Here is a 16,708-nt window from a genome sequence, read left to right as displayed (position 1 = left end):
TTTATAACATCTGCCACAAAATTGTTGATTTCTTCATAAGTAAGTAGGTAATTGTTGAATGAAGTATGATAAACAGTGTATAAATAATGAAAAAGATGTAGCCGTAATGGCTACATCTTCCATTTTAATGGGTTTTACACTTTTCGTATAGCCCTTTTTCTTTAATTACTTTAATCAATGTTTCACCAATTACAGAAGGTGTTTCTGCAACTTCAATACCAGCTTCGTTCATTGCTTTAATTTTCTCAGCTGCTGTTCCTTTACCACCAGAAATGATAGCACCAGCGTGACCCATACGTTTGCCAGGAGGTGCAGTTTGTCCACCAATAAAGCCTACAACAGGTTTTGTCATATTTGCCTTAATCCATGCCGCTGCTTCTTCCTCAGCTGTACCACCGATTTCACCAATCATAACAACTGCGTATGTTTCTGGATCATTATTAAAGGCTTCAAGTACATCAATGAAGTTTGTACCGTTGACAGGGTCTCCACCAATACCTACTGCAGTTGTTTGACCAATTCCAGCTTGTGTTAATTGGTGTACTGCTTCATATGTTAATGTACCAGAACGAGAAACAACTCCTACATGGCCTTTTGTATGAATATAACCAGGCATGATACCAATTTTACATTCATCAGCTGTAATAACACCTGGACAGTTTGGACCTACTAGTCGAGTGTTTTTGCCTTCCATATAACGTTTAACCTTAACCATATCAAGAACAGGTATATGCTCTGTGATACAGATTGTTAATTCTAATTCAGCATCAACAGCTTCTAAAATTGCATCTGCCGCAAATGGTGCAGGTACATAGATAACTGAAGTTGTAGCACCTGTTGCAGCTACAGCTTCTGCTACTGTATTGAAAACAGGAACTCCCTCGATTTCAAGTCCACCTTTACCTGGTGTTACACCTGCTACGATTTTAGTACCATACTCAAGCATTTGCTTCGTATGGAAAAGAGCTGTTTCGCCCGTAATCCCTTGTACAATTACCTTCGTATCTTTGTTAATAAATACAGCCATTGTTCTCCCTGCCTTCCTTAGCCTACTAGTCCCACAATTTTTTGTGCACCGTCAGCCATTGAATCCGCTGCAACGATGTTTAAACCAGATGCATTTAAAATTTCTTTTCCAAGTTCAACATTTGTACCTTCTAAGCGTACAACTAATGGCACAGCTAAACCAATCTCTTTAGCAGCCGTTACAACACCCTCAGCAATAATGTTACACTTCATAATTCCACCAAAGATGTTTACGAAAATGCCTTTTACGTTTGGATCAGAAAGGATAATTTTGAAAGCCTCTGTTACTTTTTCAGCTGTTGCACCGCCCCCTACATCTAGGAAGTTAGCAGGGCTTCCGCCATAATAACTAATTGTATCCATCGTTGCCATTGCAAGACCAGCACCGTTAACCATACAGCCAATATTTCCATCTAATGAAATATAGCTTAGGTCATATTTCGAAGCTTCGATTTCTTTTGCATCTTCTTCGTCAAAATCGCGTAATTCGACAATATCCTTATGTCGATATAATGCATTGGCATCAAAATTGAATTTAGCATCTAATGCTACTACTTCGCCTTGTCCAGTTACAACAAGTGGATTAATTTCTACAATTGATGCATCTTTGTCGATAAATGCTTGATATAAGCCTAACATTAATTTAACAGCTTTCCCTACAAGGTTTGCTGGAATATTCATATTAAACGCCATACGACGTGCTTGGAAGCTTGTTAATCCAACTACAGGATCTACAACTTCTTTGAAGATTTTTTCCGGATTTGTTTCTGCTACTTCTTCAATATCCATACCGCCTTCTTCAGATCCCATCACTGTTACACGAGATGTGGCACGGTCTAATACTAGACTTAAATAGTATTCTTTTTGGATATCAGAACCCTCTTCAATATACAAACGTTTTACTTCTTTTCCTTCTGGACCTGTTTGATGAGTCACTAAAATTTTTCCTAATAACTCTTTTGCGTATGTGCGCACCTCGTCAAGGTTTTTAGCGATTTTGACACCGCCTGCTTTACCGCGTCCACCTGCATGGATTTGCGCCTTGACTACTGTTACGTTTGAGCCAAGTTCCTTCGCTACTTTTACTGCTTCATCAGGGGAAAAAGCAACTTTTCCGTTTGGTACAGCTACACCATATTTTCTCAGAATCTCTTTCCCTTGATATTCATGGATATTCATAATACATCCTCCCATCAAACATTTGCATAGAATTGTTTTACTAACATAGACTATTCTAACGAAAGATTCTGATAAAGTCTACACTTTGTCTTTAGTTCGAATTTTCTCTCTTATTATGACGCTTTTTTCTATTTTGTGTACTAAAACAGCTTGTAAAAATAATCAGAATAATTCATTTTTTCTATATTTTTGCGCATGTTGCTGATCCAAACGATAAATAAATGCGAAAACCTCTGCTACTGCCTGATATAATTCTTCAGGAATAGACTCATTTAAATCTAATTGACCAAGTAACTGCACAAGGTTAGGATCCTCATAAATCGGCACATTATGCTCATTTGCTCTTGCCAAAATGTTCTCGGCAATTTTCCCTTTTCCCTTTGCTACAACAGTGGGACTATCAAATTGACCAAGCTTATACGTAAGCGCAATTGCCTCTTTTCGAGTAAGTTTTTCTTCGCTCATACGCGGATATCCACCCCACTCTGCTCCTCTCGCTGTTCTACTACAGGACCTACTTTTTCCGTTTGCCCTTTATCAAATTGTTTAATAAACACACCTGAAAGTTGATAATTTTTTTCAGCCAGTCCAATTTTTAAAGCAGCCTTCAACGGCTCAGCAAGTGATTGAATTTCCGAATTTTCATTAAAGACCGTTACTGTGACAACTCTATTTTGAACCTGCATATCAATCACTGTTTCTTGCATAGATGCCATTTGTAAATAAAATAATACGCGTGCATAGTTTGCATCAATTTTGCCATTATCTTTCATGCGACCATTCCATTGTAAGGTTGCATCCATCTTCTTGCCAAAAAATTCAAGTGGAACTTGCATGATGAGCTGATGTTGATGACCATTTTCTCCTGAAGATAACTGCATTCCATTCATACGCGTCATAAGCATCTCTGCCGCTTCCTTCATTTGAGGTGGTATATTAGTTTCCTGCAATAATGTATGGAGCTGTGGCTTTAGCTGATGCGCAATCATGTGTAAATCAGCCGACTTGTTTCCGAGTGTAGCCTCGTAGCTAATTCCTAAATTTTTCAACACCGTTTTAAGTGCATGTTCCATCGCTTTACTATCCATTGAATTTTGTACTAGTGCTTCTGCTTGTGTCACAACTTGCTGTATAAATGGTTGCGAAGAATCAATACTATTTTTCACCAGATTGCGCATGAGTGCCTCAGTCTGTGAAGGAGAATTGGCCTCTTGTTTAAATAAGGATAACAAATGATCTTTCATCGAAAGTGTGTGGGCATCCTGTGTAAATAAACGATCAGCTGTATTTTGAGTAAAAGCTTTTAATAACTGATCCTGCATTTGTTTAGCAAAAACATCTAGCGTTTGTTTTGATACTGGTAGCTGATTAAAACGATCCACAAGCTGATTGATTTGATGTTTTTGTCCATTCGTTAATAAATTTTGACTTTCGGTCCATGATTTAAGCTTTTCCACCAGTTGTCTAGCATTTTCTGGCTTTGTAGCAAGAATGGTTTGAATAACTTGACCAGCTTGCTGTATTGGCTGAAAGGCTTTTGCTTCATTCATTTTTGACCAGTTTTGCAATGTAGCCTGCTGGGGGAGAATCCCTGACTCTTTTAGCATTGATAAAGCTTGCATTTTTTCATTCATTGTCGCAGAACTATTCGTTAAACTTTGTAAAAGCCTTGCAAGCACTGCACTACCTGTTTCTACTTCAAAGGGCTTGGCAATCGCTTGTACTTGTTGCATTAAATTTTGCCTCAATGACTCAGATAGGGTTGTATCCTTCGCTAAAAGCTGAGCAAAGTTATCCATGATAGCGGTCATACCAGATGTCTTTTGACCACTCATCAATGCTTGAAACACATCGTTTATCATAGGCATTTTAAGCTCTATCATTTTTTGAATGGTTTGTAGAGCATCTACTTTTGATATACCCTCTGGCAATGCCTTTAACCACATTTCAGCTTGCAGCATTTGCTCTTTAGAAATTGGTAGCTGCGCTTTCATAAAATGCCCTAATAATTGCTGCATCTCTGCAGATTTTGGCAAATTCATGGATTCTAATAACTGATTAATTTGCTGACTCGGTGTAGATGCCTGCGCCATCGGTCCAGTCACTATTTTCAATTCCGTTTGTGGATTTGTCCCTGTTACCTGAAAGAAATGGGCATCCCCGGCTTTTAACGGCACTTCGAGTTTAGCTATAAATTTTTGATTACCTATTTGTATTTCTGCCATTTGATCTGGATATAATTGCTTAATTGTTCCATGAAATACTTGTCCTTGTTTTAAAGCAAGTGGTTGATTTGTCGAAGTCATTGCATTTTGCTGTATCTGAATTGGATTAAATGATGTGGCTGTCATATACATACTCCTTTCATCAATTACTCCTTCGTGTAATTGTCTACCGTTTTTTAGCTTTATGAAAACATAGATTTTATTGGTTCAAATGATTTACGATGGTGAATAGTCGGTCCAAATTCTTCTAACGCTTCTAAATGTTGCTTAGTCCCATACCCTGCATGTTGCGCAAAGCCATACATTGGAAATTCCTCGTCTAATTGCTCCATATACTCATCCCGTGCCGTTTTAGCTAAAATGGAGGCGGCTGCTATCGCTAAGCTCTTAGCATCTCCTTTTATAATCGAATCTTGAGGAATTGTAATAGGTAATGTCATAGCATCTACTAAAACAACATCCGGCTTCGTTGACAATGATTCAACACTTACCTTCATAGATTGTTTTGTTGCCTCATATATATTCAGTTCATCAATTTGTTGGGCAGATTGAAAATGAATAAAATAGCTTATGGCATGCTCTTTAACTAATTTAGCAAAGCCGTTTCGTTTATCCTTCGATAATTGCTTTGAGTCATTCAGACCAACAAGTGCCTCACAATTTGTCGGTAAAATTACTGCTGCCGTTACGACTGGCCCTGCTAGTGGTCCTCTTCCTGCTTCATCTACACCCGCAATAAATGTATCTGTTCCCCCATAGCTTAAATCGAATGTAACTTTTTTTTGATGCTCTTGCAGTAATTGATGTTTTTTATCTTGTCTCTTTTGCCAAGTTAGCCATGCCTTTTGTACACCTGCTCTTTCATCGGCTGCAACTTCTTTCATCCAATCTTGCCATTCCTCAGCAGCTTTCAATGCAGTTGTAATTTCCTTAATCGTTTTCATTGTGTACTCCTTCTTGCTTCTATTCATTCAAACTATATCATGTTCAGTTATTATGTAGTCTCTTTAACTTGAAAACTATTTTCCTCTCTATAGTCATTATCGGTTAAAAAATGTATTCCTAAAAGAAAAACTGTCACAAAAGAACGTGTGACAGTTTTAAATACTTATAATTGTTCAGTTTCCTTTTCTAACTGTTCATCCACAAAATCAAAGGTAAGTTTACCTAATTGTAATCCACGGATATCTCGAACAATTAGTTGAGCTACTTGATCATAATCTATTTCTCCACCAGGACCAAACACACGACGCAGCTTACCAATATGGTCAAAAGTATCCACTAACTCCTCATGGATAAACTCAAGACCGTAACGCTCTTCCATACGCTTTGGATAATGATTAGATAAGAAGCGTAATCCATAGACAGCTAGGTCTTCCATATTTGTAATAGTATCCTTAATAGCACCAGTTAAAGCTAATTTAAAGCCTACTTCTTGATCCTCAAACTTTGGCCATAAAATACCTGGTGTATCCAATAGTTCAAGCTCTTTACCAACTTTGATCCATTGCTGTGCCTTTGTCACACCTGGTGTATTGCCTGTTTTAGCGATATTTTTTTTCGCTAAGCGATTTATCAATGTTGATTTTCCCACGTTTGGAATACCCACAATCATGGCACGAATAGCTCTAGGCTTCATTCCTCTTGCTTTCATGCGATCAAATTTTTCTTTTAAAATTTCTTGTGCCGCTTTTGTTACTTGCTGTAAGCCCTTGCCCTCAAGTGAGTTAATGGCTATTGCTTTATGGCCACGCTTTGCAAAATACTCTACCCATTTCCGTGTTTCTTGTTCATCTGCCATATCCGCTTTATTTAAGATCAAAAGACGAGGTTTTTGGTTAATGACTTCGTCAATCATCGGATTACGTGAGGATAGCGGTAAACGTGCATCTATTAATTCAAAGATAATATCGACAAGCTTTAATTTTTCAGTTACTTCACGTCGGGCTTTAGCCATATGCCCTGGAAACCATTGTATCGTCACAGCTATACCTCCTAAACTAAAAGAAAAAGGGAGTGATTATGCTCTCCCTTTCTTACATTACTTTACAATTTTTATATCACTAAATGGCCAGAAAATCAGACTAGTATTACCGATAATTTCTTTTTGGTTAACAAGGCCAATATGTCGACTGTCTTTACTATATCGACGATTATCTCCCATAACAAAGATATACCCCTCAGGAATGGTATTGCTATCCAAGGAAACATCAATGTCATTTAAGGTGAAATCTTCTGTTAAAGTTCCCTCTGTGATTTGTGCTTTATAGGCATCTAAATAGGGTTCTTCAATTGGCTCACCATTTATATACAATTGATCATCCTTATACTCTAATGTATCTCCTGGCAATCCAATTACACGCTTTATGTAATTTTTTTGTTCAGGTGCATGAAATACAACGATATCAAAACGTTTAGGCTCACCTATTTTATAACCAATTTTATTCACAATCATTCGGTCGCCATCTTCAAGGGTTGGCATCATGGACTCTCCATCAACTGCAATGGGTGTAAATAAAAAATATCGAATAACTGCAGCAATCGCAAATGCAATTAATAGTGCTTTTGTCCATTCCCATAATTCATTTTTTTCTTTCACTTGTTTTTCCATTGAGAATTGCCCCCTTGTCTAACACCATTTTAGATGATAGTGAATAAAGATGACAAGCAAAAAGAAAAGAGGCTTGAACACAAGCCCCTCACTTTTAAGTCATAATTATCGAATTTCTTTAATACGAGCAGCTTTACCACGTAGGTTACGTAGGTAGTAAAGTTTAGCACGACGTACTTTACCACGACGTACAACTTCTAAGTTAGCGATTTTTGGTGTGTGTACAGGGAATGTACGCTCAACACCTACACCGTAAGAAATTTTACGAACTGTGAAAGTTTCGCTAATTCCGCCACCACGACGTTTAATTACTACACCTTCGAAAATTTGGATACGTTCACGAGTACCCTCTACTACTTTCACGTGTACCTTAACAGTATCACCAGGACGGAAAGTTGGTAGATCAGAGCGAAGCTGAGATTTTGTAATTTCTGCAATAATGTTTGACATTGTTTTCTCTCCTTAGACAGATGCTCTTGCACGCAATCTATGCCACAGCGGAACACCGTAATTCAGTACTCCACATAGAAGTACAGATTAGATGTTATCATAAATAGATTCGGCAATCAAGCATCTAGACGATTGTTTTTTAGTTTTTCTAGATACAATTTTTGCTTGTCTGTTAATGGGTATTGCTCCAGTAAGTCAGGACGACGCTCAAAAGTTCTTTTCAGCGACTGTTCCTCTCGCCATTGCTCGATTTTAGCATGATTCCCCGATAATAAAACATCAGGTACCTTCATGCCACGGAACTCCGCAGGACGTGTATAATGTGGATGCTCAAGGAGACCTGTTGAAAAAGAATCCTGGATATGAGAATCCTCTTGTCCTAAGACACCTGGTAACAATCTAACTACGCTATCAATAACAGTCATAGCGCCTAATTCTCCACCTGTTAAGACAAAATCGCCAATGGAAATCTCGTCTGTCACGAGATGCTGACGTATACGCTCATCATAGCCTTCATAATGACCACATAAGAACACTAACTCTGTCTCCTGCGCTAGCTCCTCTGCTTTTTTCTGCGTAAATCGTTCGCCCTGAGGACACATTAATATGATACGTGGCTGTTTCCCTGCAGTTATAGCCTCTACTGCACTAAACATTGGTTCAGGCTTTAATACCATACCTGCACCACCACCATATGGATAGTCGTCAACCTGATTATGCTTGTTCCCTGAAAATGTACGAATATCCGTTACCTCTAAATTTACAGCTCCCTTTTCTTGTGCCTTCTTTAAAATAGATGCACCAAAAACACCTGAAAACATATCAGGAAACAGGCTCAATACATGAATATTCATCATAATAAGCCTTCCATAACATGAATGACTATTTTTTTGTCCCTAACATCAATATCTTTCACGATATCTTCTATATAAGGGATATAGTGTTCTTTCTTAGTCCCTTTCACTACCCATACATCGTTTGCCCCTGTTTGCAGGATATCTGCTACTATACCGATTGTCTCGCCCTCTTCAGAAATAACTGTGCAGCCTATTATTTCATGGAAAAAGAACTCATTTTCTTCAAGAAGATCATCAGTCATTTGATCTTTTGTCACTTTCAGCATGCCTTCTTTAAATGGCTCAACCAAGTTGATATTGTTCATGCCTTCAAAAGTTAATAAAATAAAGTTTTTATGACGACGCATAGAGTCAATCGTTACCCAGGTTGGCTTCTTATCATCTTTTTTAAAGGCAGCAAGCTTATTTCCTACTGCAAAACGCTCTTCTTCAAAGTCTGTTGTCGATAATACACGTACCTCACCACGAATACCGTGCGTATTGACAATTCGACCTACATTAAACCATTCCATTCTATTTCACCTCGTAAAAAAAAATGCTTATCTTCACAATGCATCTGGCTCATCCAAAAAAGGTTCCGTTCTTGCAGATGTGCTTTGGAAGAATGTAGTTTTAGCTAAGACTCATTTGTCTTGTCAACAATAATATAAGCAATATCCTTTATCTATACTCCTTATTTAAGCTTTAATTTCCACTTAAATAGAAGTTATAGCGATATGCTGATGTTAAAAAAAGATAAAAAAAGGAAGGAACCTACAAGCTCCCTCCTTTTTCGTCCAGATTTTACGCTTTATACTAAAAGGCCACTTTGAACTCCTAAGCGACATGTAAACACACCTATCAGGACTCACTAGTACTTGTTGCAAGAGCGTGAAAATCTTTTCTATTAATCCAATATATCGACGTAGGTCTTCTTTTGATGGTGACTACCTGCCGCTGAATAAACAATTGTACGAATCGCTTTTGCTACTCGCCCTTGCTTGCCTATGACTTTCCCTCTATCCTCTGGATGAACAAAAAGTTTATAAACAATTCGATTTGCATTTTCATCCGTCTCAATACGAACTTCTTCTGGATAATCGACTAACGGTAAAACGATTGCTTCAATCAGCTGCTTCAAAGACGTCGCCCCCGATTATTTACTGAATTTTTGGTTATGGAATTTTTCCATGATACCTTGTTCTGAGAACAGGTTACGTACTGTATCTGATGGTTTTGCACCGTCAGCTAACCATTTAAGAGCTTTCTCTTCATCAATGTTTACAGTAGCTGGCTGAGTTAGTGGGTTGTAAGTACCAACTGTTTCGATTTGACGACCATCACGTGGTGAACGAGCGTCTGCAACTACGATACGATAGAAAGGAGATTTTTTAGCTCCCATACGTTTTAAGCGAATTTTAACTGCCATTTTAATAGCACCTCCGAATAAGTTTCACACAAGATAGTATATTATCAATGTTTAGGTTGTTTGTAAAGTGTTTTTTCTTAACACCTAAAAATTATTATTTAAACAATGAATCAAAGCCTGGTAATTTCATTTTTTTCTTCCCTTTACCACTTGCCATTCCAGTCATTTGTTTCATCATTTTTTTCATTTCATCGAATTGTTTAATGAGACGATTCACCTCTTGAATAGATGTCCCAGAGCCTTTCGCAATACGCTTTTTACGGCTACCATTAATGATTTCTGGGTTGGTCTTTTCAGCAGGCGTCATGGAGTAAATAATGGCCTCTACACGCCCCATTTGCTTATCATCAACTTTTACATTATCTAAGCCTTTGATTTTGTTAGCACCTGGTAGCATTTTTAAAATTTCATCAAGAGGGCCCATTTTCTTGACTTGCTGTAATTGCTCGACAAAATCATCAAAAGTAAATGTTTGAGATTTAAACTTTTCTTCTAATTCTTTTGCCTTGGCTTCATCTACATTTGCCTGAGCTTTCTCGATAAGGGATAGAACATCGCCCATACCTAATATGCGAGACGCCATACGCTCTGGATGGAATGGTTCAAGCGCATCCATTTTTTCGCCCATCCCGACAAATTTAATTGGTTTTTGCGTCACAGAACGGATAGATAATGCAGCACCACCACGCGTATCACCGTCAAGTTTTGTTAAAACAACCCCAGTAATACCGATTGCCTCATTAAAGCTTTCTGCTACATTGACTGCATCTTGACCCGTCATGGCATCAACAACTAGGAAAACCTCATCTGGCTCTTTTAATGCACGAATATCCTTTAACTCTTGCATTAGGTCTTCATCGATATGAAGTCGACCAGCTGTATCAATAATCACTACATCATGATGCTCTTCCTTTGCCAATTCAATTGCCTGACGTGCAATTTCTACAGGAGATACCTCAGTACCTAGCGCAAAAACAGGTAGTGATAACTGTTTTCCTAATGTTTGTAATTGTTGGACAGCTGCTGGACGATACACGTCAGCGGCAACTAATAATGGTTTACGATTATATTTTTTTCGTAGAACATTTGCCAATTTACCTGTAGTGGTCGTTTTACCCGCACCTTGTAGACCAACCATCATAATGACAGTGGGTGGCTTCGTATTAAACTTAATGGGACTTTGTTCGCCCCCCATTAATTCTGTTAGTTCATCCTGTACAATTTTAATAACTTGCTGACCTGGTGTTAAACTTTGCATAACATCAACACCGACAGCACGTTCACTTACCTTTTTCACGAATTCTTTGACTACTTTTAAGTTAACATCCGCCTCGATTAAAGCAAATCGGACTTCTCGCATCATTTCTTTAACGTCTTGCTCTGACACTTTTCCTTTGCCTTTAATCTTTTGGATCGTTCCTTGGAGTCGTTCCGCTAATCCTTCAAAAGCCATTGCTTTCGCCTCCTAATCCCATTCTTTCAGCTGCTCAATAAGTGCTAGCTGCTCTTCAGCTGTCATACTTTTTTCTGTAATCCCCTGTGTTAGCTGTGACAGCATTTGGGTACGTTGTTGAAATTTCTCAAGTAAACATAATTTTTCTTCATATTCCTCAAGCATCGCTTCAGTTCGACGAATATTATCGTAAACAGCTTGGCGTGAAACACCATACGATTCAGCGATTTCTCCTAGAGAGTTATCATCCAAATAGTATAGCTCCATATAACTTCTTTGCTTATCTGTTAATAATGCTTGATAAAAGTCGAAGAGAAAGTTCATGCGTGTTGTTTTTTCAAGTAGCATCGAATGTTTCTCCTCCCGCTATTAGTCATTTGTATCATAACGAAAAGCGCCCGTCTGTGTCAAGGTAATCTCCTTGTCTAAAAGCCTAAATTACAGCTTTCAGGCATTTTTTGCCTTTGGCTAGTATTACTCTTTTAAACAAGTCGATTCACCTATACACAATCGAGCGTTTTTATCTATTATGTGTCAGTGTCACTTTATCCAATTTTGTTCAAAAGCTGGAGCAAACTAAGCATCCTGCTTTCTGAATAGAAAAGAGATATATGGCATTCAATATAAAACTATTCAGCCACTGTTAGCTGTTTTCATCATTATTTTGTAGTTCCTTATCCAAACCATCAGCAAATAGTCCATAGACATATCGTTCTGCATCAAATGGCTGTAAATCATCCATTTTCTCACCAAGACCCACAAATTTTACAGGAATGTGCAGCTTGTTACGAATAGCAAGAACAATACCCCCTTTAGCAGTACCGTCTAACTTTGTTAAAACAATCCCTGTCACATTCGTTGCCTCTTTAAATGTTTGTGCTTGAACAAGCGCATTTTGGCCAGTTGTTGCATCTAATGCTAATAATACTTCATGTGGAGCATTTGGAATTTCACGTGAAATAACACGATGAACTTTTTCAAGCTCATTCATTAGGTTCACTTTGTTCTGCAAGCGTCCCGCTGTATCACAAATCAACACATCCGCTTTTCTGTTTTTTGCTGCACGAATCGCATCATACATAACTGCTGCTGGGTCAGAGCCTTCTGATTGTTTAATAACCTCACAACCAACACGATCTCCCCATACTTGTAATTGATCAATAGCACCTGCACGGAACGTATCACCCGCAGCTAATACAACCGTTTTCCCTTGAGACTTTAAACGGTGTGCTAGCTTACCTATCGTTGTTGTTTTCCCAACACCATTTACGCCAACAAATAGAATAACCGTTAGTTCACCATCTGGCTGCATAGTTAGTTCAATTAAATCTTCCTCACCTTGCTCGTAAATCTCTACAAGCTTCTCAGAAATCACAGCTTGAATGCCATTTGTATCTTTAATATTTTTACGTTGCACTTCATAACGCAGTTTATCCATGAGTTCCATGACTGTTTCAAATCCAACATCAGCCTGTAATAGTAAGTCCTCTAATTCTTCAAAGAAATCCTCATCCACTTTACGATAGCGTGCAACAAGGTCATTCACTTTTGATGTAAAAGAATTACGTGTTTTTTCAAGGCCAGCCTTGAATTTTTGTGTTATTGACCAAGCAGAAGGCTTTTTCTCTTCCAGTGGTTCATCCTCTACTACTGCTAGCTCCTGAAGATCTAGCTGTGCTTCTTCTATTTCAGGTGAGGGCTCGGCTTCCACGTCGACTTCTTTCACAATCGCCATTTCTGGTGATTCTTCATCTTGTTCAGACACTTTTAGATCAACGGTTTCAATGGCAGCAGGTTCGTTTGATTCTTTAAACTCTGGCTCCGAATGGTCAGATTCCTGTTCGTTGTCGGTTGCGTCTAACTTCTCTTCCTCTGCTGGATTACCCATTAATTTATCTTTTAAACGTTTAAAAAAACTCATGCTTGTTCGCTCCTTTGCTCCGCAAGTACGGGTTCATCTTCTAGTTTTACTGATACAAGTTTCGACACACCTGATTCTTGCATTGTTATACCATACAAGACATCAGCTCCCTCCATTGTTCCTTTACGATGAGTAATCACAATGAATTGTGTGTCGAGACTAAACTTTTTCAAATATTGGCTATAACGCACAACATTCGCTTCATCTAAAGCCGCCTCTACTTCATCCAGAATACAAAATGGTACAGGTCGAATATTTAAGATGGAGAATAGTAAAGCAATGGCCGTAAGTGCACGCTCACCACCAGAAAGCAAACTTAAATTCTGTAATTTTTTTCCTGGAGGCTGTGCCACAATTTCAATACCTGTTTCCAATAAATTTTGAGGGTCAATTAAAACCAAATCAGCTTGCCCCCCGCCAAACAATTCACGGAAAACACGTTTAAATTGCTCTCTAATAGCGTAAAACGTTTCACTAAAGCGCAACGTCATTTCTTCATCCATTTCTTTGATTGCTTCATGTAATGTTTCCTGTGCAGCAAGCAAGTCCTCTCGTTGTTCAGTTAAGAAAGTATGACGTTCTAGTACTCTATCATATTCCTCAATCGCACTTAAATTAACAGGTCCTAGCTCTTCAATGGATCTTTTTAACAATTTAACACGTCTTCGCACAAACTCTTCATCTTCTATTGCAAGAGCTTCTTTCTCAGCCTCTTCGAATGTTAACTGATAATTTTCTTCGAGTTGTTCAATAAAATTATCCATTTCAAATTCTACACGATTACGTTTTAACTCATTGGCACGAATTGCTTCAAGGTATCCTTTATGAATACGCTGTAGTTCCTTGAGTTGTTCTTCTAATGTAGAGAGTTCTTGTTGTTGTCCTATTTTCTGCTCTTTCTTTTCAGAAATAGTCTCTTGTAAGGCATCTCTTCTTGCTTTCCATGTCACAACCTGTTCCTCGACCTCTTCATCACTTAAATGATTTGTCGATTCATCAGATTGAAGCCACATTATTTCCTGAGAAATATTTTTAACTTTTTGTTGTGCTTTGTTTAATTGTAGTGCCAGTTCAGCAGTTGTAATTTGAACTTGTGACATTTGTTCTTGCATAACCGCTAGCTGTGAACGTTTTTCGGCAAGCTGTTCTCGTAAGACATCTTTCTCTGTCTCCCCCTGTAACTTTACCTTACTTAATTGTTCGACAGTTTCATTGATTTCGACAAGCTCTACAGCAAGGGTATTTAAGCGCTCCTCTGCTGCTTGCTTTTGTGTTAACAATGCTTCCTCACGTGTTTTTACATCTTTTGTTTCAGTTGAAGCAAAGGTTACTCTAGCCGATAAGCTTTTTTCTACGACTTCTAGCTCACGAATACGACTTGACTGTTGCATCTCATCTTTTCGTAATTGCTCTCCTTCAAGCTTTAATTGCTCTACTTGATCTCGCAGTACTGCAAGCTTCTCTTTTTCGGCTGCAACAGCCTGTTCAGCACTATAAATGGAAGCCTGTAACGATTCTAGCTTAATAATTAAATCATCTAACTCTGCTTTTCTTGTAAAGAGTGAGGATTGCTGTTTCAGTGCACCACCTGTTAAGGAACCCCCTGCATTAACAATATCTCCTTCAAGTGTGACAACTCGGTATCGGAAACCACATAATCGGGCAATTTGACTTGCGCCTTCTAAATTTGATGCCACGATGACATTCCCTAATAGATTTTCAACAATTGTTCGATTATCTTCATTAAAAGTGACAAGTGCATCTGCCATTTGAACAAAGGCAGGATGTTCAGTTGCTAGCTGAATAGTTCCTGGATTAATTTTGCGTGATTTCATGACTGTTTTCGGTAAAAAAGTAGCACGTCCAGCCCGTTTTTGTTTTAACCAGTGAATAGCCTGTTGCGCATGGCGCTCATTGGTTGTGACAATATGTTGAGAGGCAGCACCTAAAGCTGTTTCAATCGCTTGTGAATACTTTCCTTCAACTTGGATTAACTCTGCTACAGCACCCTCAATACCTTGTAAATCACCTTTATCTCGAGCAAGCAAGACTTCTTTAACACCTTGGAAGAACCCAGAAAAATCAGCTTCGAGTTCAGCTAATGTATCTTTTCTAGCCTTTAGTTGTTGTTGGTGTTGATACGCTTTGTACAACATATCCTGTTTTTCGCTAAAAGAAATATTGACATTTTTCAACTGTATTTGTAAGGTTTCATATTGCTCTAATTTTTTCTGTAAATCATTGGTTGTCAAAGCATGTTCAACCACTAGCTTTTCTTTTTCAGCAATGATTTGCATAAGCTCTTGTCCAATTTCATCTGTTTGATCGGACATTTTTGCCGCCATTGCCTTTTGTTGAGCTAATTGCTGATCGATATTTTTTAATTCATTCTTGACTGTTGCTTCTTCATTTAATGAATCAATATATCGATTTTTATAGTCTTCTATTTCTTCCTCGATTTCTGTCACAGACCGATTTAATGATTGTTCTAACTGCTTGATGCTCTGCTTTAATACTGATACGGCTTGTTGCTTCTCGGAGAACACTTCTTTTTTCTCCTGTTCTTGAACCAGGAGTAATTCTACTTCCGCCTTAGCCTCTTGTAATGTTGTATTCAGTTGTAATAGTTGATTCGATGCATTTTGGCGTTTTTCAGCCATTAATGCCTTACGACCATCCCAACGCTCTACCTCCATAGTGGCATTGACAAGCTCAGCCTGCGAAACATCCAAATAATCATCTAGATCTTTTAATAGCTTACGTATATTGGCGGTCTGTTTATCAATCATTGAAATATTTTGAGCTTGTTCTAGCTCTGTTGCAGAAAGCTTCGTAAATTCCTCTTTAAGCGCATGCAAAGATTGTGCACAATTTTTAAAATCATGCACAAGAATTGCAATATCAAAATCCTTTAGCTCAGAAGACATTTGTACATAATCTCTTGCACTAGATGCCTGCATTTCAAGCGGCTCTAATCGGTTGTCTAATTCATGGAGAATGTCTAATACACGATACAAATTTTCATCTGTCTCAACAAGCTTATGCTCAGCTTTTTTCTTTCTTATTTTATACTTTAAAACGCCAGCTGCCTCTTCAAAAATAGAACGACGGTCATCAGGTCGACTATTTAAAATTTCATCAACACGACCTTGAGAGATAATTGAAAATGCCTCTTTCCCAAGTCCTGAATCCATAAACAAGTCCGTAATATCCTTCAGGCGACACTGTTGGTTATTTAATAAATATTCACTATCACCTGAACGGTATACGCGTCTTGTTACACTGACTTCTGTATAAGAAAAAGCAAGTTGCTCATCAGTATTATCTAAAATAAGTGTTACTTCTGCAAAGTTGAGTGGCTTACGAGAGTCACTCCCAGCGAAAATAACATCTTCCATCTTTGCTCCACGTAACGACTTTGCCGATTGCTCCCCAAGTACCCAACGAATCGCATCTGTGACATTACTTTTTCCACTGCCATTTGGTCCAACAACGGCTGTAACACCAGGTACAAAATCAATTCCAATGCGTTCCGCAAAAGATTTAAAGCCAATCACTTCTAGTCGTTTTAGGAACAT

General features: G+C 38.2%; 16 protein-coding genes. All 16 read right to left on the bottom strand.

Annotated elements, in window-relative coordinates; translation table 11 throughout:
- Positions 1 to 124: 124 nt before the first annotated feature.
- The 16 genes from sucD to smc all read right to left on the bottom strand — a co-directional run bounded on the left by sucD (position 125) and on the right by smc (position 16,708).
- Positions 125 to 1,027, bottom strand: coding sequence for a succinate--CoA ligase subunit alpha (gene sucD, locus NYE73_RS05055; protein ID WP_004229280.1), 903 nt, complete (start codon positions 1,025 to 1,027; stop codon positions 125 to 127).
- A gap of 17 nt (positions 1,028 to 1,044) precedes the next feature.
- Complete coding sequence (gene sucC, locus NYE73_RS05050) at positions 1,045 to 2,205, bottom strand: ADP-forming succinate--CoA ligase subunit beta (RefSeq protein WP_036080495.1); 1,161 nt, start codon at positions 2,203 to 2,205, stop codon at positions 1,045 to 1,047.
- A 162-nt stretch (positions 2,206 to 2,367) separates the two neighbouring features.
- Positions 2,368 to 2,670 carry an EscU/YscU/HrcU family type III secretion system export apparatus switch protein gene (locus tag NYE73_RS05045; protein WP_048391628.1) on the bottom strand — a complete coding sequence of 101 codons (303 nt, stop codon included), beginning with the start codon at positions 2,668 to 2,670 and terminating at the stop codon, positions 2,368 to 2,370.
- Entirely contained in the window at positions 2,667 to 4,556 is a 1,890-nt protein-coding gene (locus NYE73_RS05040) for a hypothetical protein (protein ID WP_259951090.1), read from the bottom strand. The genes NYE73_RS05045 and NYE73_RS05040 overlap by 4 nt, the downstream gene beginning before the upstream one ends.
- 56 nt (positions 4,557 to 4,612) lie before the next feature.
- Positions 4,613 to 5,374 carry a ribonuclease HII gene (locus tag NYE73_RS05035; protein ID WP_054550509.1) on the bottom strand — a complete coding sequence of 254 codons (762 nt, stop codon included), beginning with the start codon at positions 5,372 to 5,374 and terminating at the stop codon, positions 4,613 to 4,615.
- Positions 5,375 to 5,538: 164 nt separating this feature from the next.
- Entirely contained in the window at positions 5,539 to 6,414 is an 876-nt protein-coding gene (gene ylqF, locus NYE73_RS05030) for a ribosome biogenesis GTPase YlqF (RefSeq protein WP_259951091.1), read from the bottom strand.
- Positions 6,415 to 6,471: 57 nt separating this feature from the next.
- Positions 6,472 to 7,041 (bottom strand): signal peptidase I, encoded by a 570-nt coding sequence (lepB, locus tag NYE73_RS05025; protein WP_048391637.1) that lies wholly within the window; start codon positions 7,039 to 7,041, stop codon positions 6,472 to 6,474.
- A 105-nt stretch (positions 7,042 to 7,146) separates the two neighbouring features.
- Entirely contained in the window at positions 7,147 to 7,491 is a 345-nt protein-coding gene (gene rplS, locus NYE73_RS05020) for a 50S ribosomal protein L19 (protein WP_004269407.1), read from the bottom strand.
- A 116-nt stretch (positions 7,492 to 7,607) separates the two neighbouring features.
- Positions 7,608 to 8,345, bottom strand: coding sequence for a tRNA (guanosine(37)-N1)-methyltransferase TrmD (gene trmD, locus NYE73_RS05015; protein WP_066037837.1), 738 nt, complete (start codon positions 8,343 to 8,345; stop codon positions 7,608 to 7,610).
- Complete coding sequence (gene rimM, locus NYE73_RS05010) at positions 8,345 to 8,860, bottom strand: ribosome maturation factor RimM (RefSeq protein ID WP_054550508.1); 516 nt, start codon at positions 8,858 to 8,860, stop codon at positions 8,345 to 8,347. The genes trmD and rimM overlap by 1 nt, the downstream gene beginning before the upstream one ends.
- Positions 8,861 to 9,234: 374 nt before the next feature.
- Complete coding sequence (locus tag NYE73_RS05005; RefSeq protein WP_004269410.1) at positions 9,235 to 9,468, bottom strand: KH domain-containing protein; 234 nt, start codon at positions 9,466 to 9,468, stop codon at positions 9,235 to 9,237.
- A 15-nt stretch (positions 9,469 to 9,483) separates the two neighbouring features.
- A complete protein-coding gene (gene rpsP / locus NYE73_RS05000) occupies positions 9,484 to 9,756 on the bottom strand; it encodes a 30S ribosomal protein S16 (RefSeq protein ID WP_004269411.1) in 273 nt (90 codons plus the stop codon).
- 94 nt (positions 9,757 to 9,850) lie between these two features.
- Positions 9,851 to 11,209 carry a signal recognition particle protein gene (gene ffh, locus NYE73_RS04995; protein WP_048391641.1) on the bottom strand — a complete coding sequence of 453 codons (1,359 nt, stop codon included), beginning with the start codon at positions 11,207 to 11,209 and terminating at the stop codon, positions 9,851 to 9,853.
- Positions 11,210 to 11,221: 12 nt separating this feature from the next.
- Positions 11,222 to 11,557: a putative DNA-binding protein gene (locus NYE73_RS04990; protein ID WP_048391643.1), complete on the bottom strand. Its 336-nt coding sequence runs from the start codon at positions 11,555 to 11,557 to the stop codon at positions 11,222 to 11,224.
- A 295-nt stretch (positions 11,558 to 11,852) separates the two neighbouring features.
- Positions 11,853 to 13,130, bottom strand: a complete 1,278-nt coding sequence (ftsY, locus tag NYE73_RS04985; RefSeq protein ID WP_054550506.1) for a signal recognition particle-docking protein FtsY — start codon at positions 13,128 to 13,130, stop codon at positions 11,853 to 11,855.
- Positions 13,127 to 16,708, bottom strand: a complete 3,582-nt coding sequence (gene smc / locus NYE73_RS04980; RefSeq protein ID WP_103117574.1) for a chromosome segregation protein SMC — start codon at positions 16,706 to 16,708, stop codon at positions 13,127 to 13,129. The genes ftsY and smc overlap by 4 nt, the downstream gene beginning before the upstream one ends.

Origin of the sequence: Lysinibacillus sp. FSL K6-0102 (genome assembly GCF_038003545.1) — a bacterium.
Classification (GTDB): domain Bacteria; phylum Bacillota; class Bacilli; order Bacillales_A; family Planococcaceae; genus Lysinibacillus; species Lysinibacillus capsici.
The sequence above is the reverse complement of the archived record's forward strand: the minus strand, read 5'-3'. Positions and strand labels throughout refer to the sequence as shown.

Excerpts from the sequence above, each read along its gene's own strand:
- sucD (WP_004229280.1), bottom strand. The coding sequence starts at position 1,027 with ATGGCTGTATTTATTAACAAAGATACGAAGGTAATTGTACAAGGGATT.
- sucC (WP_036080495.1), bottom strand. The coding sequence starts at position 2,205 with ATGAATATCCATGAATATCAAGGGAAAGAGATTCTGAGAAAATATGGT.
- NYE73_RS05045 (WP_048391628.1), bottom strand. The coding sequence starts at position 2,670 with ATGAGCGAAGAAAAACTTACTCGAAAAGAGGCAATTGCGCTTACGTAT.
- NYE73_RS05040 (WP_259951090.1), bottom strand. The coding sequence starts at position 4,556 with ATGACAGCCACATCATTTAATCCAATTCAGATACAGCAAAATGCAATG.
- NYE73_RS05035 (WP_054550509.1), bottom strand. The coding sequence starts at position 5,374 with ATGAAAACGATTAAGGAAATTACAACTGCATTGAAAGCTGCTGAGGAA.
- lepB (WP_048391637.1), bottom strand. The coding sequence starts at position 7,041 with ATGGAAAAACAAGTGAAAGAAAAAAATGAATTATGGGAATGGACAAAA.
- rplS (WP_004269407.1), bottom strand. The coding sequence starts at position 7,491 with ATGTCAAACATTATTGCAGAAATTACAAAATCTCAGCTTCGCTCTGAT.
- trmD (WP_066037837.1), bottom strand. The coding sequence starts at position 8,345 with ATGAATATTCATGTATTGAGCCTGTTTCCTGATATGTTTTCAGGTGTT.
- rimM (WP_054550508.1), bottom strand. The coding sequence starts at position 8,860 with ATGGAATGGTTTAATGTAGGTCGAATTGTCAATACGCACGGTATTCGT.
- rpsP (WP_004269411.1), bottom strand. The coding sequence starts at position 9,756 with ATGGCAGTTAAAATTCGCTTAAAACGTATGGGAGCTAAAAAATCTCCT.
- ffh (WP_048391641.1), bottom strand. The coding sequence starts at position 11,209 with ATGGCTTTTGAAGGATTAGCGGAACGACTCCAAGGAACGATCCAAAAG.
- NYE73_RS04990 (WP_048391643.1), bottom strand. The coding sequence starts at position 11,557 with ATGCTACTTGAAAAAACAACACGCATGAACTTTCTCTTCGACTTTTAT.
- ftsY (WP_054550506.1), bottom strand. The coding sequence starts at position 13,130 with ATGAGTTTTTTTAAACGTTTAAAAGATAAATTAATGGGTAATCCAGCA.
- smc (WP_103117574.1), bottom strand. The coding sequence starts at position 16,708 with ATGTTCCTAAAACGACTAGAAGTGATTGGCTTTAAATCTTTTGCGGAA.